We start from the raw sequence: 18691 nt of genomic DNA, 5'->3' as shown, positions 1-18691 counted from the left end.
CATGGCCGAGTCCCAACCGCTATCCGCCGCCCCCGAGGGGGCGGAATATCTCAGGGCAGTCCTGCGCGCGCCAGTCTATGAGGCTGTCCAGGTCACGCCGTTGCAGAAGATGGACAAGCTCTCGTCGCGTCTCGATAACGTGATTCTGGTGAAACGTGAAGACCGGCAGCCGGTGCACAGCTTCAAGTTGCGCGGGGCTTACGCGATGATGGCGGGCCTGACGGAAGAGCAGAAATCTCGTGGGGTGATTACTGCATCCGCAGGCAACCATGCGCAAGGGGTGGCGTTTTCGTCCGCTCGTCTGGGTCTGAAAGCGCTCATCGTGATGCCAGTGGCAACGGCAGATATCAAAGTCGATGCGGTACGGGGATTCGGCGGTGAAGTGTTGCTGCACGGTGCGAACTTCGATGAAGCGAAAGCCAAAGCGATTGAGTTAGCCGAACAGCAGGGCTTTACCTGGGTGCCCCCGTTCGATCATCCAATGGTGATCGCCGGGCAAGGCACGCTGGCGCTGGAATTGCTGCAACAGGATGCGCATCTCGATCGCGTGTTTGTGCCCGTTGGCGGCGGTGGTTTAGCAGCAGGCGTGGCGGTGTTAATCAAGCAGCTGATGCCGCAAATCAAAGTGATTGCGGTTGAAGCCGAAGATTCAGCCTGCCTGAAGGCAGCGCTGGATGCAGGCCATCCGGTAGATTTACCGCGCGTAGGCTTGTTTGCTGAAGGCGTGGCAGTAAAACGCATCGGTGATGAGACATTCCGTCTGTGCCAGGAATACCTCGACGATATTATTACCGTGGACAGCGATGCCATCTGCGCGGCGATGAAAGACCTGTTCGAAGACGTGCGTGCAGTGGCTGAACCGTCTGGTGCCTTAGCACTGGCGGGGATGAAGAAATATATCGCGCAGCACAACATTCGCGGCGAGCGTCTGGCGCACGTGCTTTCCGGCGCTAACGTTAACTTCCACGGTTTGCGTTATGTCTCGGAACGCTGTGAACTGGGCGAGCAGCGAGAAGCGCTGCTGGCGGTCACGATCCCGGAAGAGAAGGGCAGCTTCCTGAAGTTCTGCCAGCTGCTGGGTGGTCGTTCAGTGACTGAGTTCAACTACCGTTTTGCCGATGCCAAAGACGCCTGTATTTTCGTGGGCGTGCGGATCAGTCGCGGGCTGGAGGAGCGTAAAGAGATCCTCAAGCTGCTGCATGACGGTGGCTACAGCGTGGTCGATCTTTCCGATGATGAAATGGCGAAGCTGCATGTTCGCTACATGGTCGGCGGGCGTCCATCGAAGCCCTTGCAGGAGCGTCTTTACAGCTTTGAGTTTCCGGAATCACCGGGTGCCTTGCTCAAGTTCCTCTACACCCTGGGCACGCACTGGAACATTTCGCTGTTCCACTACCGCAGCCACGGCACCGACTATGGTCGCGTACTGGCCGCATTTGAACTGGGCGAGCACGAGCCAGATTTCGAAATACGTCTGAATGAACTGGGCTATGAGTGTCACGACGAAACCCATAACCCGGCGTTCCGCTTCTTCCTGGCAGGTTAACGTGTGTTAAACAGGGGATGATCGATGAGGATTATCCCCTGTCATCTTACTTTTTCCTCTCTGTTATATTTTCCCGCATGGCCTGTTTTTTCTGCCAGCAGATCTCTACGACAAAAATGTGATGTCATTCATAATAAAACGCTCACCGCGTTGCGCCACACTGCGCACATCTTTTGGGGGCAATACTTGTCGCTCAACCAGAAGGTCTGAATTAATATTGTCCTTAGTTAATTCTTAGCGCTTAGAGGGGATATTCGGATGTGTGCGAATATAATTGATGCCGCAAATGAAAATGCGCAAGGGCGTGAATATTTTCTGCCTCAGCTCACATTTCTTGATAAGCATTACGCCAACGCCATGGATTATTTTTCTTCAATATTTTTGCTCCTGAAAGAACAGGGTTTTGTGCGCGGCTCTTTTCTTGAAGCGATCGCCGCACGTGAAAAAGCATACCCCACCGGTTTACCCACGGTGCCGGTGGCGATAGCCCTTCCACATACCGATCCCCAGCATGTGATCCGCCCCTTTATCTCCGTGACGCGCCTGTCGCAGCCCCTTGCCTGGCATGAAATGGGTAATGACGAGAAAACGCTTTACGTCCACTTTATTGTCTTACTTGGTTTTGTTGACCATAGCAGCCATCTGTCGGCACTGCAAAAACTGATGGATTGCCTTGCAGATGAAGAGGTGATCCAGGTGCTATGTGAAAAAGAAGATGTAGATACCTTTCTTTGTACCCTCACATCAAGACTGCAATTAGATAAGGATTGATAAGATGAAAAAAGTCATTGTTGCCTGTGGAAGCGGCGTTGCGACGTCGCAAACCGTTGCCAGTAAGGTTTCCCGTTTATTAAATGAACGGAATCAGTCGCACATTAAAATTGAAGTTATCGACCTGAAATCTCTCGATAGCCATATTAAGGACAGTGCCGCCTATATCGCAATAACGAAGGTCGATAAGGCATATCCTATTCCTGTAATTAACGGTATCGCCTTTCTGACCGGTATGGGCATGGAGCAAGAATTACAAAAGGTCATTGATGCCTGTAAATAAGGTGTAGCTCTTTAATCCGTATAATTATTTTAGTGGAGAAGTGCTATGGACTTTCTTGGTGTAGTCATAAATTACATTCTGAATTTAGGCGCGCCGGTTTTTGTGCCCACAATTATGCTATTAGCTGGATTGATGGTACGAATGAAATTCCGCGATGCGGCTTCGGCGGCAATCACGCTCGGCGTAGCGTTTGTCGGGATGAGCATGCTGATTGGCTTTATGGTGGATGCTATCGGTGTCGCTGCGCAGACCATGATGCAGCGGACTGGCCTTGAGCTGAGTATTGTGGATGCTGGCTGGACGACAATGGCGAACATTTCCTGGGCGTGGCCTTACGCGTTTATCATGTTCCCGCTTCAGGTTGGTGTAAATATCGTGATGCTGATGTTGAACAAAACCGATACGTTCAACGCCGACCTTTGGAATGTCTGGGGAAAAATCTTTACTGCATTTATCGTCGTTAGCGTGACGACGCCGTTATTTGGCCCTGTATGGAGTCTGGCGGTGGCGTTTCTCATTGCGGTATTCCAGATAATTATGGAGCTTAACGCGGGCGATATTCATCAACATCGCATTGAAAAGCTGACGGGGATTCCTGGTGTGACCTGCACGCATCGCATGGTGTTCTTTGGTGCCATTTACCATCCTTTTGATTTGCTGCTACGAAAAATTCCCGTCTGCAATAAACCGATGGATGCCACAGCGCTACGAGCCAAAGTCGGGGTATTTGCTGAAAATCATGTGATTGGCTTTATTCTCGGGATTCTGTTTGGCGTCATTGCCGGTTATAGCGTGGCAAAAACGCTGATGTTAGGCGTGCAGGCAGCAACCGCGCTGGTGTTGTTCCCGATGATCTCAAAGCTGTTTATGCAAGCGTTATCGCCCATTTCAGAGGCCATCAGTGATTACATGAACAAGCGGTTCTCTGGACGTAAATTGTTCGTGGGGATAGATTGGCCGTTCATGGGAGGCGCCAGTGAAATCTGGTTTGCCATCATTGTCGCCATTCCATTCACTCTGCTATGGGCATTGATCCTGCCGGGAAATAAAATTTTACCGTTTGCCGGGATCATTAATATTGGACTGGTTGTACCTGCGTATCTCGTGACCCGCGGAAACACATTAAGGATGGTGATTTTGAGTATTCTGGGCGTGCCCTTCTTTTTGTTCGTGGGCACGCAGTTTGCGCCAATCATCACAGAACTGGGTCTGGCGACTAAAGCGATTACCATACCTTCCGGGCAGTTGATTTCTAACACATCCATTGACGCACCGGTCTTTACCTACGCCTTCTCATTCTTATTCAAGTTCCTTGAGGGCAATGTTGTTCCGCTGCTGTTCGCGATTTATTGGGCATGCGGCTACTTCTTCTACTCCCGTGAATTGCGCCGCGAAAGCAGCCTGGCGCTACAGGAAGCTGGACCGCAGCAGAACGCTCAGCAAGCGTAATGCTGAAATCGGTGTTCATCTCTGGCGGTAGGCTCCGCCGCCAGATTTTTCATCGCAGGAGGGTCGATATGGCTATGGATAAACGTGTGGTCGCAGTCCTGGATGCGATTGTGAACGACCCCAGCATGACGGGGACGAAGCTCGAAGAGCAGTTTTGCCTGACGCGCAAGCAGCTGAGCTATACGTTGAAAAAGGTGAATGACTATCTGGAATCGCACCACTTCGATCGTATCAATCGCCTGAAAACAGGAAAGCTGCACATCCCACGCCATGTTCTGGAACATTTTCGCCAGAACCAGACTGCTGAAACGGAGCAGCGTTACCTTTTCTCGGAAGGGGAACGCGGGCAGATGATTATCTTCATGCTACTGACGCGTAGCGAAAAATTGTCACTGCTGCACTTGTCGTCATCGCTGGGAGTGAGCCAGAACACCATTATTAACGACCTGAAAAAAGTACGTAGCGAGGTCATCAAACACGGGTTAGAAATCAACTATGACCGGGGCAATGGCTACCATATTCTTGGCGAGGAGCTCGAGAAGCGCTATTTGCTATTAAGTTGCCTGCGCCAGGTACTTGAAATTCCAGTGGCGAAAAATATCATTAGTCAATATAACAATGTGATGAGTGAACATCTGGAAACGGTCGGTAATATTTTTAGTGAAATTGAAAAATGCTTTAAAATTCAATTTACCGATCGTCAGCTCCAGGAGCTTATTTATTTTATCTGTTTTGTTCTGCACCGTATTGAATCGGGTAAAAATCTGGTCACTATTCCTGACAGTTACGCCGATATTACCCGCAGCAGAGAATTCACGCTGATGCAAGGCGTTATCAGTAAAATCAATATCAACAGTGAGAATGAACTGATTTTCCTGACAGCACTGATCCAGAGCTCCAACATTCAGAGTATCGCCGATAAATATTTCCATCTCGATACTCTTTTGCTGGAAAGCGTCGTGGCCGTTGTCGATAGTTTTGAAACGATAAGCTGCGTCACGATTAAAGAAAAAAATGAGCTGATTGAAAAAATCTACCAGCACTGGAAACCGGCCTACTACCGCATTCGCTATCATCTGGCCAACACCAGCAGCGTCTATGATCTGGTGGTCAAAGAGTTTAGCCACCTGCATGAAATGGTGCGCCGTGCAGTGGTACCTTTTGAAACCCTTTTGCACTGTGAAATCCCGGATGAAGAAATGGCATTCCTGACGGTGCTCTTCGGCGGCTGGTTGACGCGAGAAGGGGTTATCCATCAGATAAAACTGCAGAAAACGGCAGTGGTGGTGTGCGAAAACAGCGCCACCATTTCAACCTATTTATACCTGACGCTGCAGGTGTTATTCCCGGAGCTGCACTTCACGCAGATGCTGTCCCGTCGCGAGTTTGAGCGCTATACCGGGCATTATGACGTCGTCTTTGCGACCACCCATCTGAATACCAGCAAGATGGTGTTTGTGGTCAATCCGTCGATCGGCAGCCTTCATAAAAGCGCTTTCCGTAACCACGTCATCAGCGCGCTTCAGGGCGTGGATCCGAATATAATCCAGATTGAGCAGCTGCTGCTGATCTTCGAGCGCTTTGGCAACATCATCGACCACAAAGGGCTGCAGCGAGCGCTTGCCAGTTATATCTATGCGGAAAATGGCGCTGCCAGTTCGGTGGGTAGCTTCGAGCCGCCAGCCCCCTCGCTGATTGACTTGCTTGGGGAAGCGCACGTCCGGTTTGCCGCTGAAGTGCCCGGTTGCTGGCGGCAAGCGATTACCCGGGCGTCGGCTTCACTGTTGCAAAGCGGGGTGATTGAACCGCGCTACGTGCAAATGATGCTGAACAAAATTGCCGAAGAGCATCCCTATATTATGCTGGCGGATGGGGTCATTATCTCCCATGCGGGTGTGGATGATGGCGCCCTGAATACGGGAATGGCGTTGTTACGGCTGCCCTATAAGATTGCTTTCGCTGATTATATGCAGGCCGATATTATTATCGTCCTTGCCACCCATAACCCACAAAAACACTTAAAGGCATTGGCCCAATTAAATGAGTTTCTTGAGTTCTATGACGGTGCAGATTTTATTCGTCGGGCGCGGGATGAATCCGCACTAATAAACGAAATTACCCGCCGCCTTTAATTATTAATCTAAATGCGTTGTCGCTCATACGCTGCAACGTTACTTCACGGCAATCACTGTCGCGACCGCGTTCGTCCTTACCACCGGATACAGGATAAATATTATGTTAGAGATTCAGAAAAAACACGTCGTTGAAATGGCCAGAACCGCCCAGCAGTGGGGGCTGTGTAAACATAAAGCGGGTAATTCCAGCGTACGGGATAAAGAAACCGGGCTTATTCTGGTGACCCCGACCACCATCGACAAAATGCATTTAACGCCACGGGACATTGTGGTGATGGACGTTGAAGCTAACGTTATCGAAAGCGAAGCTGGCCTGCGTCCAACCAGTGAATGCCTGATGCACATTGAGATTTATAAAGCGCGCCCGGATATTTTTGCCATCTCTCACACCCACTCACTCTATGCCACCTCGTTTGCCGTGCTGAATAAACCGATCCCGGCGGTGGTTTATGAGTGTGCGATCCTCAACCTGAAAGATGGCGTGATTCCTGTTGCACCGTATGGCCGCCCCGGCACGCCAGCGCTGTCGGAGAGCGTTATCGAACCGATTAAACGCGCTGATGCCATCCTGATGGAAAAACATGGCGCAATTGGTGTGGATAAAGACCCGTATGAAGCAGTTCTGAAATCCGCCTACCTCGAAGAGATGGCGCAGATTTACTACCACGCGCTGGTGATCAATGGCGGTCAAGAGCCGGAGACCTTTACGCCGGAAGAGCTGCAGCGCTGGGAATATCCCTCACAGATTAAGTTCGCCCGCTAATTCCTCAACGCCCCGCTCGATTGGGCGGGTATTCATGGAGAGAACGCATGAAAAAATTTATCAATCAGGCGGAGGATTTTATCCCGGAGATGCTCGAAGGCATCTATCTGGCTCACCCCGACCGCTTTCGCTTCGTCAATGATGACCTGCACTGCTTAGCCACTGCGCGTCCGGTACCCGGGAAAGTAGGGATAGTCACCGGTGGCGGTTCAGGTCACCTGCCGCTGTTCCTGGGGTATGTGGGTGAGGGGATGCTTGACGGCTGCGCCATCGGTGATGTGTTTCAGTCGCCGTCGCCGGAGCAAATTCTGGCGGTCACGCAGGCCGTCGATAGCGGCGCTGGCGTGCTGTATCTCTACGGCAACTACAATGGCGACATTTTCAATTTCGACATGGCGGCAGAAATGGCCGACATGGAAAGCGACATTCGTACCTGCACCGTGGTCGCCGCCGACGACTCGGCTGGTGCTGTCCCGGGTGATAGCGTGGCGACAAGGCGTGGGGTGGCCGGGATTTTCTTCGTCTACAAATGCGCTGGAGCAGCGGCCGCGAGAATGGATGACCTGGTCACAGTACAGCGCATTGCCCAGAAAGCGGGCGACCGCGTACGTACTCTTGGCGTAGCGCTATCGCCCTGCATTGTGCCGCGGATCGGCAAACCGGGTTTCCACATGGGTGACAGCGAAATGGAAATTGGTATGGGGATCCACGGTGAAAGCGGAATTCGTCGCGGTCCGCAGTTGAGCGCGGAACAGATTGCCGAAGAGATGATGTCCTGGCTTCTGGCGGACTCGCCCTGTCAGCAGGGAGATGAAGTGGCGGTGCTGATTAACGGTCTTGGCGCCACGCCGCTGGAAGAACTGTACCTGATGTATCGCCACGTGCAGCAGATTCTGGCGGAGAGCAACATTCGCGTTTTCCGCGTGTGGGTGGGCGAGTTCGCGACGGCGATGGAGATGACCGGCATGTCGATTAGCCTGATGCCGGTGGACAGTGAGCTGAAAGCGTTGCTCAATGCCAGCGCTGATACGCCCATGTTCCGTCAGTTTCCCGCTTAAGGAGGCACTATGACGCTGGATGCACAGAAACTGCGTCCGCTCTTTGCCGAATGGGCACATGTGATGCTAGGCAATAAGCAGGTGCTGACTGAACTGGATAGCGTGGTGGGCGACGGCGATCTGGGTCTGACCATGAGCGATGGTTTTACTGCGGCGAGCGATGCGGTAGAGCAGAGTGACGAGCGCGATCTTGGGCGCTTTTTTTATCTCGCAGGCAAAGCGATGGCATCAGCGGTCCCCTCCACCATGGGCACGCTGATGGCTTCCGGGCTGATGCAGGCGGGGAAGATTTTTAAGGGGCGCGAGACATTCACCGCGGATGATGCAGGCGCATTTTTTCAGGCCTGGTATGACGGCGTCCAGCAACGCGGCAAGGCGCAGCCCGGTGAAAAGACGTTTCTTGATGGTATGGCACCTGCGCTGGTGGTGTTCAAAACGCCGACGGCGACACCAGTTGATCAGGCCCGGGAAGCTTTATTTCAGGCGCAGTGGGGCGTACAGCAGACGACAACAATGGTGGCGAAACATGGGCGAGCTGCTATCCACGGCGAACGCTCACGGACGTTTGTTGACCCTGGCGCGATGGTCGCCCAGCTCTTAACTCAGGGTTATTACAATTTTATTCAGGCTATGTGCCCGGCTGATGAGCCGTGAGAAAGGAACCGCGAATATGTTGAAAGAGGTCGTTAGGATCAGCAATCAGCACGGTATTCACGCTCGACCAGCAGGTGTGCTGGCAAAAGCGTGTGCCCAGTATCAGTCTCGGATCGAGATGATCTACGAGGGTAAGGTTATCAAAGGTAAAAGCATCATGAGTATTTTAGGTGCGGGGATCAAAGGCAAAGGATCGCTTGAGATCATCTGCAGCGGCAGCGATGAGCAAGAGGCGATGACAAAGCTGAAGGTGTTGTTTGCTGAGGGTTTTGGTTTTGACTAACCCTTAGGTGACGCCTGCAGGGTGCGGATCAGATAAGCAAAACCGCTATCCGACATTCTGCTCTGGCGATGATGGACATCTTTCAGACAATAAAAAACCCGGTGAGCAAACGACATCGGGTTTTTTATTGCTTGAGCTTTATGCCTGGTTCGCAAACTCATGCATAAACTGCAGGATCAGCGCCATAGAAACCGCGCCCGGGTCGCAATGGCCGATCGCCCGTTCTCCGAGATTTTTCGCACGGCCAAACCGTGCCACCATTATGCTGGTGCCTTCTGCACCGGCCATCGCAGCCTGGGCGCAATGCGCCAGGGCTTCCGGCAGCGGCAACGCAACGTCCTCTTTGGCCTGCAAAGCGGCGGCGGCCAGCGCATCGACCATGGTTTTATCGCCAGGCTCGGCCCCTCCGCGCTGGTGGATAGCCATCATCCCACTCTCCAGCCACTCAGCAAGTGTTATCGGGTTAAAGGCGTCCCGCCCGGTAAGCGCTTTGCCACCGGCACGGAAAAGTGTCCCGAAGATGGCACCGGAGGCACCTCCCATACTGGTCATCAATCGAGTGCCGCTTTGCAGCAGGCACTCGCCGATATCCGCTGGGGTAAACTCAGTGGAAGAGAGCAGTGTGTGCAGCGCGGTAAAGCCGCGTTTAATACCAATACCGTGGTCGCCGTCGCCAATGACCTGATCAAGCGCGGTCAGGCGTGGCTCGCTGGCGATCATGCCTTCTGATACGTACCGAAGGCAGGCGGTGAATTGGGTTGTATTCATCTTATTTTCTCCAGCCGAGGGTGTTGATGGGGTAGTCATACAGGCGCTGCATTTCATCATCCAGCCGCAGCATGCTCAGCGAGAAACCGGACATCTCCAGCGAGGTACAGAAGTGGCCAACCTGCACGTCGTAGGTGAGGATCCCGCGAGCTTCCAATGACAGACCGACTTTACGAGTCACCACCATCAGTTCGCTATTGCTGAGCGACCCCAGATTATTCACGCTCACGCAGACTTTATCGCCCGGGCCAAATGGCAGGTCGATGCAAAGACGTTCGATCATCATCTCGACCAGTTCATCCGTGTGCGGCAGAGGCATACGGCACAGCCCCGGTTCACCGTGAATGCCGATACCGAGCTCAATTTCGTTGTCGGCGAGCGTAAAGTTAAAGGCGTCAGCTTGCGGAAGCGCACAGCCACTGAGTGCCACGCCGATGGTACGAGTGTGGTGATTGGCCTTTTTCGCCAGAGCTTCGAGCGCAGGCAACGTATAGTGCTCGAACTGCGCTGCAGCGCCGGCCAGTTTGTAGAGAAATGCCAGGCCACCTACACCCCGGCGATCGGATATTCTTTCAGGCGGTGCAGAGGCAATATCATCGGTCGCGCGTACGGTGCGGCATTCAATGCCTTCTTCGGCAAGAATTTCAGCGGCGATATCGAAATTCATCCCGTCGCCGGAGTAATTACCGTAAAGAAAAAGTACGCCATTTCCCCGATGCACGGCGCGGCTTGCCTCGATAATCTGATCGGGTGAAGGAGAGGTGAATACTTCGCCGAGCGCGCAGGCGTCGATACCCCCTTCACCGACGAATCCGCCAAAGGTGGGCTCATGGCCGCTGCCGCCACCGCTGACAATCACCGTCTGTTCATTCTGTGGCAGGGTGCGATAAATCGCGTAATACTCCGGCAGGGCATGGATTTTTCCCATTCCGGCGTACACCAGCCCTTCCATGATTTCAGCGCGAATATTATCGGTGTTGTTGAAGATCTTTTTGGGTTTCTGCATCGTCACTCCCTCTTGTCAGGTCCTGTTTCTTTCGTGACGATTTTACCCGCAGAGTCTGTTTACACCTGGCGCCTTTGATACCAATTAGTCTCCAGTGGAAGGGACATGGCTGGGGCGTGGGTGAACATTATTCGGTTAATTTGCCGGAAGGATATGCCAGAACGCATCAATAAGCGGCTCATGCAGCCGCTTTTTTTGGACGCAAACGCCGAGTTCAAACGGGGTTTTCTCGTCGCTCCTGTCCAGAATCATGACGCGGTTGCGCACCGGTTCCGGGCTGTTTTCCAGCACGATTTCCGGGATTAACGCTACGCCACAGCCAAGCGCCACCATCGACACCATTGCCTCATGGCCGCCCACCGTTGCATAAATCGAGGGATTGCTGATTTTATGGCGGCGGAACCACAACTCGATGCGGCGGCGGACGGGCCCCTGATCGGCCATGATAAAGGGCACCGTGGACCAGTCGGGTTTCTCCTGCGCGACTTGCGTGCGCACGGGGCAAGGTAACGCTGGGCCGATCAGCACCACGGCTAAATTTTCCAAAATCGAAAATGCCACCGCGCCGGGCAGCGTTTCCGGTTTCCCTGCAATGGCCAGGTCCGCTTCACCTGTCACCACTTTTTCCATCGCGTCGGCGGCGTCGCCAGTTGTCAGTTTGATTTCGACGGAAGGGTGTTCGGCGCGAAAGCGGTCGAGAATGGGTGGCAGGTGGCTGTATGCCGCGGTCACAGAGCAAAACAGGTGCAGCTCGCCTGACAACGAAGGGCCTTTCTGATCGATGGTGTGGCGCAATTGCTGATACTGCAGCAGCGTTTGCTGGGCAAAAGTGCGGAGTTCTTCGCCCGCCTCGGTCAACGTCACTGTGCGGTTATCACGCACAAACAGCGCTTGCCCAAGATCTTCTTCCAGGCGTTGAATTTGTCGGGATAGCGTGGAAGGGCTGACGTGCATCGCCCGAGCGCTGCGGCCAAAATGACGGCTTTCCGCCAGATGCAGGAAGGTTTTCAGATCGCGTAAATCCACAGAAAATACTCCACGGTTTTACATTGCATAAATTGCAACGTGATGTTGTGAATATATCAATTTCCGCAATGAATTTCCTGTTGTAATGTGGGTACATTCTCGCAAAACGCGAACCGAACAATAAGACAGTACAACATCACGAGGAATCACCATGGCTAACTACTTCAACACACTGAATCTGCGCCAGCAACTGGCCCAACTGGGTAAATGCCGCTTCATGGCGCGCGACGAATTCGCCGATGGCGCGAGCTTCCTTCAGGGTAAAAAAGTGGTCATCGTCGGCTGTGGTGCGCAGGGGCTGAACCAGGGCCTGAACATGCGTGATTCCGGTCTGGATATCTCCTATGCGCTGCGTAAAGAAGCGATTGCTGAAAAGCGTGCTTCCTGGCGTAAGGCGACCGAAAACGGCTTCAAAGTGGGGACTTACGAAGAGCTGATCCCTCAGGCTGATTTGGTGGTAAACCTGACGCCGGACAAACAGCACACTGACGTAGTACGTTCCGTTCAGCCGCTGATGAAAGATGGCGCCGCGCTGGGTTACTCTCACGGTTTCAACATCGTGGAAGTGGGTGAGCAAATTCGTAAAGACATCACCGTCGTAATGGTGGCACCGAAGTGCCCGGGTACTGAAGTACGCGAAGAGTACAAGCGTGGTTTCGGTGTACCTACGCTTATCGCCGTTCACCCGGAAAACGATCCAAAAGGCGAAGGTATGGCCATCGCTAAAGCCTGGGCTGCGGCTACGGGTGGTCACCGTGCAGGCGTGCTGGAATCTTCCTTCGTTGCGGAAGTGAAATCTGACCTGATGGGTGAGCAGACCATTCTGTGCGGTATGTTGCAGGCCGGTTCTCTGCTGTGCTTCGACAAGCTGGTGGCTGAGGGTACTGACCCAGCGTATGCCGAAAAACTGATTCAGTTCGGTTGGGAAACCATCACCGAAGCGCTGAAGCAGGGCGGTATCACCCTGATGATGGACCGTCTGTCTAATCCGGCAAAAGTTCGTGCTTTCGCGCTGTCCGAGCAGTTGAAAGAGATCATGGCTCCGCTGTTCCAGAAGCACATGGATGACATCATCTCCGGCGAATTCTCTTCCGGCATGATGGCTGACTGGGCCAACGACGATAAGAAACTGCTGACCTGGCGTGAAGAGACCGGTAAAACCGCGTTTGAAACCGCACCACAGTTTGAAGGCAAAATTGGCGAGCAGGAGTACTTCGATAAAGGCGTACTGATGATTGCGATGGTGAAAGCGGGCGTTGAACTGGCCTTCGAAACCATGGTCGATTCCGGCATCATCGAAGAGTCTGCTTACTACGAATCACTGCACGAGCTGCCGTTGATTGCCAACACCATCGCGCGTAAGCGTCTGTATGAAATGAACGTGGTTATCTCCGATACCGCTGAATACGGTAACTACCTGTTCTCTTACGCTTGCGTACCGCTGCTGAAAGCGTTCATGACTGAAATTCAGCCAGGTGACCTGGGCAAAGCCATTGCTGAAGGCGCGGTAGACAACGCTCAGCTGCGTGATGTCAACGAAGCGATTCGCGGTCATGAAATCGAGAAAGTCGGTAAAAAACTGCGTGGCTACATGACCGATATGAAACGTATCGCTGTAGCTGGCTGATAATCAAAGGGGTTAGTGCGGTCTGATGCCCTCACCCCAGCCCTCTCCCACGGGGAGAGGGTGCAAACACTAAAAGCCTTCTCGATGAGAAGGCTTTGTTATTTATTTGCGGTACAACACTTTAATAACGTGGTAACCGAACTGGGTGTGCAGTGGGCCGGTTGGCTCCAGCACTGGGCAAGAGAAGACGAGTTTATCAAACGCCGGAACCATCTGGCCCTGACGGAATTCGCCTAAATCACCGCCTCGTTTGCCTGATGGGCAAATGGAGTGTTTCTTCGCAAGCTTGCCGAAATCGGCACCATTTTTGATTTGCTCCAGAAGGTCCAGAGCCAGTTTTTCTTCCTTTACAAGGATATGCAGTGCTGCTGCTGTTTTTGCCATGATTGTGCCTTGAGTGGTGTGGTTCAGGCTCGTTATACTACCACGCTCTATTTCTGCCCTCCCGTTTTTCATTGAGTGACCCTATGCGTTTAAACCCCGGACAACAACAAGCCGTCGAATTCGTCACCGGACCCTGCCTGGTGCTGGCGGGTGCTGGTTCCGGCAAGACTCGCGTTATCACCAATAAGATTGCCCATTTGATCCATCAGTGTGGCTATCAGGCAAAACACATTGCGGCGGTGACGTTCACCAACAAAGCAGCTCGCGAAATGAAAGAGCGTGTGGCGCAAACGTTGGGGCGCAAAGAGGCACGCGGGTTGATGATTTCCACGTTCCACACGCTTGGGCTTGAAATCATTAAACGTGAATTTGCCGCGCTGGGGATGAAATCTAACTTTTCCCTGTTCGACGATACCGATCAGACTGCGCTGCTCAAAGAGCTGACAGAAGGGATTATCGAAGACGACAAGGTGCTGTTGCAGCAACTGATCTCGACGATCTCCAACTGGAAAAACGATCTGATGACGCCCTCGCAAGCCGCAGCGCAGGCGAAAGGGGAACGAGATCGAATTTTTGCCCATTGCTATGGGCTATACGACGCGCACATGAAGGCGTGTAACGTTCTGGATTTTGACGATCTGATCCTGCTGCCAACGCTATTGTTACAGCGCAATGAAGAAGTGCGTGAACGCTGGCAGAACAAAATTCGTTACCTGCTGGTGGATGAATATCAGGACACCAACACCAGCCAGTACGAACTGGTGAAACTGCTGGTGGGCAGCCGCGCACGCTTCACTGTGGTGGGCGATGACGATCAGTCTATTTATTCCTGGCGTGGGGCGCGTCCTCAGAACCTGGTGTTGCTGAACGAAGACTTCCCGAAGCTTCAGGTTATCAAGCTCGAACAAAACTACCGTTCTTCAGGGCGTATCCTGAAAGCGGCGAACATCCTGATTGCCAATAACCCGCACGTCTTTGAGAAGAAGCTGTTTTCCGAGCTGGGTTATGGCGTTGAGCTGAAGGTATTGAGCGCCAACCACGAAGAGCACGAAGCGGAGCGTGTGGCCGGGGAGCTTATCGCCCATCACTTTATCAATAAGACAGCTTACAAGGATTACGCGATCCTTTATCGTGGTAACCACCAGTCCAGGGTGTTCGAAAAGCTGTTGATGCAAAACCGCATTCCGTATCGTATTTCTGGGGGCACATCTTTCTTCTCGCGTCCTGAGATCAAGGATTTGCTGGCCTATCTGCGCGTGTTGACCAATCCGGATGACGATAGCGCTTTCCTGCGCATCGTTAACACGCCAAAGCGAGAGATTGGCCCGGCGACGCTACAGAAGTTGGGCGAATGGGCGATGACTCGCAACAAAAGCATGTTTGCCGCAAGCTTTGATATGGGCTTGACTCAGACCCTGACTGGGCGTGGCTACGAGTCGCTGACTCGTTTTACCCACTGGTTGGGTGAAGTACAGCGCCTGGCGGAGCGTGAACCGATTGCTGCGGTGCGAGATCTTATCCACGGCATCAATTACGAATCCTGGCTGTTCGAAACTTCCCCAAGCCCGAAAGCCGCTGAAATGCGGATGAAAAACGTCAATACGCTGTTTGGCTGGATGACGGAAATGCTGGAAGGGAGCGATCTGGAAGAGCCGATGACGCTGACCCAGGTTGTCACCCGCTTCACACTGCGCGACATGATGGAACGCGGTGAAAGTGATGAAGAGCTTGATCAGGTACAGCTGATGACGCTCCACGCCTCGAAGGGGCTGGAATTCCCGTACGTTTATCTGGTGGGTATGGAAGAAGGCTTACTGCCGCATCAAAGCAGCATCGATGAAGATAACGTTGATGAAGAGCGCCGCCTGGCGTATGTGGGCATCACCCGTGCGCAGAAAGAGCTGACTTTTACCCTGTGCAAAGAGCGCCGGCAGTATGGCGAACTGGTACGCCCGGAACCAAGCCGTTTCCTGCTGGAATTACCGCAGGACGATTTGATTTGGGAGCAGGAACGTAAAGTGGTGTCGGCGGAAGAACGGATGCATAAAGGCCAGGCGAACGTGGCAAATATCAAAGAGATGTTAGCGCGGGCGAAAGCAAAATAACGCATTTCGTAGGCCGGATAAGCGCATGCGCCATCCGGCAATCTGTTTTTTACCCGAAGATCAAAGGCCAGTGCACATAGCTTTGCCACTGGCTTTCCTGCAACACTAACTCTGCGCCCAGCGGATGATTTTCCAGCCAGCCTGTGGGCAGTTTTAACGTCAGCGCTTCACCTTCCACGCTTAACGCAATGTCTGGGACCAGATCGTCACGGCGACGGCCGGCAAACAAAATCGCCAGGCGCAGCAGGCGGCAGAGCCTGTCAGCAACGCGCGGAGAGACCGCGTTTTGCTGGTGCAAAGAAGGAAGGTCAACCGGATTGGTTTGATTGAGCACTAACGTCGCCAGCAGCTTTTTCTGAGCGGGAGTAAAACCTGGCAAATCCAGATTACGCACCAGATAGGCTGCATGCTGCGGGGCTTGTTTAAAATCCACGCTCAGCCCGATTTCATGCAGATGGCAGGCACTGAGCAGTAGATCGCAGCTTAATGGCTCGACATCCCACTTTTCCCCGATCTGATCGACGAAATGCGAGGCCAGTTGCGCCACGCGCTGAGCTTGTTCGGTATCGACCATAAAACGACGCTGAATATTACGTAGCGTGCGGCTACGAATATCCTGGTCTACCGCCAGATGCAGCATGCCGTAAACCAGGCCTTCACGCAGGGCACCGCCAGCCAGCGTCATGCACTGAATACCCAGCTCGTTGAAAATGGCCAACAGGATAGCCAGGCCGCTAGGGAAGACCAGCGCTCGTTCCAGCGTCAGGCCTTCAATTTCAAGCTCTTCAAGACGACCACATTGGATAGCGCGCTGCTTCAGCTGTTGCAGTTTAGGCAGTGTGATGCGCTCGTCCATGCCCTGCGCCATCATGATTTCCTGCAATGCCTGGACGGTGCCGGAAGCGCCGACGCAAACTTTCCAGCCATTGTTGCGCAGTTCATTGGCAACCGGACGCAGTACCTCGTGCGCAGCTTCTTCGGCAGCATCGAAATGAGCTTGTTCAAGGTTACGGTCGGTAAAGAAGCGTTCCAGCCAGGTAACGCAGCCCATGGAAAGGCTGAACAGCGAAGTGGTTTGTGCGCCCACACCGGTGACGAGTTCGGTACTCGCACCGCCGATATCGACGACCAGACGGCGTTCATCGCCGCCAGTGGTATGCGCCACGCCCTGATAAATCAGGCGCGCTTCTTCTTCACCGCTGATGACCTGAATCGGACAGCCAAGGATCTCTTGTGCTTTGGCGATGAAATCGCTCGCATTGACCGCCAGGCGCAGCGTTGCGGTGGCGACCACACGGATTTGGGCGTGGGGAATATCTTGCAGACGTTCAGCAAACAGACGCAAACACTGCCAGCCTCGCTCCATTGCTTCGGGAGACAGCATGTTATTGCTGTCCAGCCCGGCGGCGAGCCTGACTTTGCGCTTGATGCGCGTCAGGGTTTGAATGCTCCCCGCCACTTCGCGCACAACCAGCATATGAAAACTATTGGAACCGAGATCGATAGCTGCATAAAGCGAAGAGGCGGTGCTGAGCATAGCGCGTTTAACCTGGACGACGACGATTACGCAGTGCGCCACCGGAGCGACGCGGGCCATTGCCTGGACGAGCACGCGTCAGGCGCAGCGCCTTCGGCAGATCGTTCATCAGAGCATCCGGATTGTATTTGCTCTGCGGGATCGAATGACCAATATAGGTTTCGATGGCTGGCAGATTCAGGGCGTACTCTTCACAGGCGAGGCTGATAGAGTGGCCGCTGGCTCCGGCACGACCGGTACGACCGATACGGTGGACATAGTCTTCGCAGTCGTCTGGCAGGTCGTAGTTAAAGACGTGGGTCACGGCTGGAATATGCAGGCCGCGCGCCGCAACGTCGGTGGCGACCAGAATATCGAGATCGCCACGGGTGAATTCGTCGAGAATACGCAGGCGTTTTTTCTGTGCGACATCGCCAGTCAACAGGCCGACGCGATGACCGTCTGCTGCCAGATGGCCCCAGATGTCTTCACAGCGGTGTTTGGTGTTGGCGAAGATGATGGCGCGATCTGGCCACTCTTCTTCAATCAGCGTTTGCAGCAGGCGCATTTTTTCTTCGTTAGAAGGGTAGAAGAGTTCTTCTTTAATGCGGTGCCCGGTTTTCTGCTCTGGCTCCACTTCCACGTACTCGGCGTTGTTCATCTGCTCGAAAGCCAGCTCGCGAACGCGGTAAGAAAGGGTAGCGGAGAACAGCATGTTCAGGCGCTGATTAGCCTGTGGCATGCGGCGGAACAGCCAGCGAATATCTTTGATAAAGCCGAGATCGTACATGCGGTCGGCTTCGTCCAGTACCACGACCTGGATCGCGCCCAGGTTAATGTGATTCTGTTTTGCATAATCAATAAGACGGCCAGTGGTGCCGATCAAAATGTCGACGCCGCTTTCCAGGACTTTGAGCTGCTTGTCGTAGCCGTCGCCGCCGTAGGCGAGACCAAGCTTCAGGCCGGTCGCATTTGCCAAAGGCTCTGCATCAGCATGAATCTGGACGGCCAGTTCACGCGTCGGTGCCATGATCAGAGCGCGAGGTTGGTTAACCTGACGGTTCTCTGCGGCCGGGTGAGAGAGAAGATAATGGAACGTTGACGTTAAGAACGCCATCGTTTTGCCGGTTCCGGTTTGCGCCTGCCCTGCAACATCACGACCCGCCAGTGTCAGCGGGAGGGCCAGTGCCTGAATGGGCGTGCAATTATGAAACCCTTTTGTTTCAAGGGCTTCAATCACTTTTGGGTGCAGGGCGAAGTCGGAAAACTTCTGTTCTGTTAAATGTGTTTTGCTCATAGTGTGGTAGAATATCAGCT

General features: G+C 53.4%; 17 protein-coding genes. 11 read left to right on the top strand and 6 right to left on the bottom strand.

The features are described from left to right. Nucleotide 1: 1 nt before the first annotated feature. From ilvA to ACLW56_RS18710, 9 genes are all read left to right on the top strand, one after another. Nucleotides 2-1546, top strand: coding sequence for a threonine ammonia-lyase, biosynthetic (gene ilvA / locus ACLW56_RS18750; RefSeq protein WP_330985239.1), 1545 nt, complete (start codon nt 2-4; stop codon nt 1544-1546). 258 nt (nt 1547-1804) lie between these two features. Continuing rightward, complete coding sequence (locus tag ACLW56_RS18745; protein WP_330985238.1) at nt 1805-2317, top strand: PTS sugar transporter subunit IIA; 513 nt, start codon at nt 1805-1807, stop codon at nt 2315-2317. A gap of 4 nt (nt 2318-2321) precedes the next feature. Beyond that, nucleotides 2322-2600: a PTS sugar transporter subunit IIB gene (locus tag ACLW56_RS18740; protein WP_330985237.1), complete on the top strand. Its 279-nt coding sequence runs from the start codon at nt 2322-2324 to the stop codon at nt 2598-2600. Nucleotides 2601-2645: 45 nt separating this feature from the next. After that, nucleotides 2646-4049 carry a PTS galactitol transporter subunit IIC gene (locus tag ACLW56_RS18735; RefSeq protein WP_330985236.1) on the top strand — a complete coding sequence of 468 codons (1404 nt, stop codon included), beginning with the start codon at nt 2646-2648 and terminating at the stop codon, nt 4047-4049. 68 nt (nt 4050-4117) lie between these two features. Beyond that, nucleotides 4118-6181: a BglG family transcription antiterminator gene (locus tag ACLW56_RS18730; protein WP_330985235.1), complete on the top strand. Its 2064-nt coding sequence runs from the start codon at nt 4118-4120 to the stop codon at nt 6179-6181. Nucleotides 6182-6284: 103 nt separating this feature from the next. Continuing rightward, nucleotides 6285-6947: a class II aldolase/adducin family protein gene (locus ACLW56_RS18725; RefSeq protein ID WP_330985234.1), complete on the top strand. Its 663-nt coding sequence runs from the start codon at nt 6285-6287 to the stop codon at nt 6945-6947. Nucleotides 6948-6994: 47 nt separating this feature from the next. Continuing rightward, nucleotides 6995-8005: a dihydroxyacetone kinase subunit DhaK gene (locus tag ACLW56_RS18720; RefSeq protein WP_330985233.1), complete on the top strand. Its 1011-nt coding sequence runs from the start codon at nt 6995-6997 to the stop codon at nt 8003-8005. A 9-nt stretch (nt 8006-8014) separates the two neighbouring features. Then, nucleotides 8015-8659, top strand: coding sequence for a dihydroxyacetone kinase family protein (locus ACLW56_RS18715; protein WP_330985232.1), 645 nt, complete (start codon nt 8015-8017; stop codon nt 8657-8659). A 16-nt stretch (nt 8660-8675) separates the two neighbouring features. Beyond that, nucleotides 8676-8942 (top strand): HPr family phosphocarrier protein, encoded by a 267-nt coding sequence (locus ACLW56_RS18710; RefSeq protein WP_330985231.1) that lies wholly within the window; start codon nt 8676-8678, stop codon nt 8940-8942. Between the two features lie 138 nt (nt 8943-9080). Here the strand turns inward: ACLW56_RS18710 and dhaL are convergent, their stop codons facing one another. From dhaL to ilvY, 3 genes are all read right to left on the bottom strand, one after another. After that, complete coding sequence (dhaL, locus tag ACLW56_RS18705) at nt 9081-9710, bottom strand: dihydroxyacetone kinase subunit DhaL (protein ID WP_330985230.1); 630 nt, start codon at nt 9708-9710, stop codon at nt 9081-9083. A gap of 1 nt (nt 9711) precedes the next feature. Further along, complete coding sequence (locus tag ACLW56_RS18700; protein WP_330985229.1) at nt 9712-10716, bottom strand: dihydroxyacetone kinase subunit DhaK; 1005 nt, start codon at nt 10714-10716, stop codon at nt 9712-9714. Nucleotides 10717-10851: 135 nt separating this feature from the next. Further along, nucleotides 10852-11742 (bottom strand): HTH-type transcriptional activator IlvY, encoded by an 891-nt coding sequence (ilvY, locus tag ACLW56_RS18695; RefSeq protein WP_330985228.1) that lies wholly within the window; start codon nt 11740-11742, stop codon nt 10852-10854. Between the two features lie 151 nt (nt 11743-11893). On the opposite strand from ilvY, the gene ilvC reads away from it, so the two are divergent. Continuing rightward, a complete protein-coding gene (ilvC, locus tag ACLW56_RS18690) occupies nt 11894-13369 on the top strand; it encodes a ketol-acid reductoisomerase (RefSeq protein ID WP_330985227.1) in 1476 nt (491 codons plus the stop codon). Nucleotides 13370-13471: 102 nt separating this feature from the next. Here the strand turns inward: ilvC and ppiC are convergent, their stop codons facing one another. Continuing rightward, entirely contained in the window at nt 13472-13753 is a 282-nt protein-coding gene (gene ppiC, locus ACLW56_RS18685) for a peptidylprolyl isomerase PpiC (RefSeq protein WP_330985226.1), read from the bottom strand. An 83-nt stretch (nt 13754-13836) separates the two neighbouring features. On the opposite strand from ppiC, the gene rep reads away from it, so the two are divergent. Beyond that, nucleotides 13837-15858 carry a DNA helicase Rep gene (gene rep, locus ACLW56_RS18680; protein ID WP_330985225.1) on the top strand — a complete coding sequence of 674 codons (2022 nt, stop codon included), beginning with the start codon at nt 13837-13839 and terminating at the stop codon, nt 15856-15858. A gap of 49 nt (nt 15859-15907) precedes the next feature. Here the strand turns inward: rep and gppA are convergent, their stop codons facing one another. Further along, the gene (gene gppA, locus ACLW56_RS18675; RefSeq protein ID WP_330985246.1) at nt 15908-17395 is read right to left on the bottom strand and encodes a guanosine-5'-triphosphate,3'-diphosphate diphosphatase; all 1488 of its coding nucleotides are present in this window, start codon (nt 17393-17395) and stop codon (nt 15908-15910) included. A 7-nt stretch (nt 17396-17402) separates the two neighbouring features. Beyond that, nucleotides 17403-18671, bottom strand: a complete 1269-nt coding sequence (gene rhlB / locus ACLW56_RS18670; protein WP_330985224.1) for an ATP-dependent RNA helicase RhlB — start codon at nt 18669-18671, stop codon at nt 17403-17405. Between the last annotated feature and the right edge of the window lie 20 nt (nt 18672-18691).

The organism is Pantoea sp. sgz302252, from assembly GCF_047713085.1.
In the GTDB taxonomy this organism is placed as follows: Bacteria; Pseudomonadota; Gammaproteobacteria; order Enterobacterales; family Enterobacteriaceae; genus Scandinavium.
The sequence above is the reverse complement of the archived record's forward strand: the minus strand, read 5'-3'. Positions and strand labels throughout refer to the sequence as shown.

Excerpts from the sequence above, each read along its gene's own strand:
- rep (WP_330985225.1), top strand. The coding sequence starts at position 13,837 with ATGCGTTTAAACCCCGGACAACAACAAGCCGTCGAATTCGTCACCGGA.
- ACLW56_RS18735 (WP_330985236.1), top strand. The coding sequence starts at position 2,646 with ATGGACTTTCTTGGTGTAGTCATAAATTACATTCTGAATTTAGGCGCG.
- ACLW56_RS18745 (WP_330985238.1), top strand. The coding sequence starts at position 1,805 with ATGTGTGCGAATATAATTGATGCCGCAAATGAAAATGCGCAAGGGCGT.
- ACLW56_RS18715 (WP_330985232.1), top strand. The coding sequence starts at position 8,015 with ATGACGCTGGATGCACAGAAACTGCGTCCGCTCTTTGCCGAATGGGCA.
- ACLW56_RS18700 (WP_330985229.1), bottom strand. The coding sequence starts at position 10,716 with ATGCAGAAACCCAAAAAGATCTTCAACAACACCGATAATATTCGCGCT.
- rhlB (WP_330985224.1), bottom strand. The coding sequence starts at position 18,671 with ATGAGCAAAACACATTTAACAGAACAGAAGTTTTCCGACTTCGCCCTG.
- ACLW56_RS18710 (WP_330985231.1), top strand. The coding sequence starts at position 8,676 with ATGTTGAAAGAGGTCGTTAGGATCAGCAATCAGCACGGTATTCACGCT.
- ACLW56_RS18730 (WP_330985235.1), top strand. The coding sequence starts at position 4,118 with ATGGCTATGGATAAACGTGTGGTCGCAGTCCTGGATGCGATTGTGAAC.
- ACLW56_RS18720 (WP_330985233.1), top strand. The coding sequence starts at position 6,995 with ATGAAAAAATTTATCAATCAGGCGGAGGATTTTATCCCGGAGATGCTC.
- dhaL (WP_330985230.1), bottom strand. The coding sequence starts at position 9,710 with ATGAATACAACCCAATTCACCGCCTGCCTTCGGTACGTATCAGAAGGC.
- ppiC (WP_330985226.1), bottom strand. The coding sequence starts at position 13,753 with ATGGCAAAAACAGCAGCAGCACTGCATATCCTTGTAAAGGAAGAAAAA.
- ilvA (WP_330985239.1), top strand. The coding sequence starts at position 2 with ATGGCCGAGTCCCAACCGCTATCCGCCGCCCCCGAGGGGGCGGAATAT.
- ACLW56_RS18725 (WP_330985234.1), top strand. The coding sequence starts at position 6,285 with ATGTTAGAGATTCAGAAAAAACACGTCGTTGAAATGGCCAGAACCGCC.
- gppA (WP_330985246.1), bottom strand. The coding sequence starts at position 17,395 with ATGCTCAGCACCGCCTCTTCGCTTTATGCAGCTATCGATCTCGGTTCC.
- ilvC (WP_330985227.1), top strand. The coding sequence starts at position 11,894 with ATGGCTAACTACTTCAACACACTGAATCTGCGCCAGCAACTGGCCCAA.
- ACLW56_RS18740 (WP_330985237.1), top strand. The coding sequence starts at position 2,322 with ATGAAAAAAGTCATTGTTGCCTGTGGAAGCGGCGTTGCGACGTCGCAA.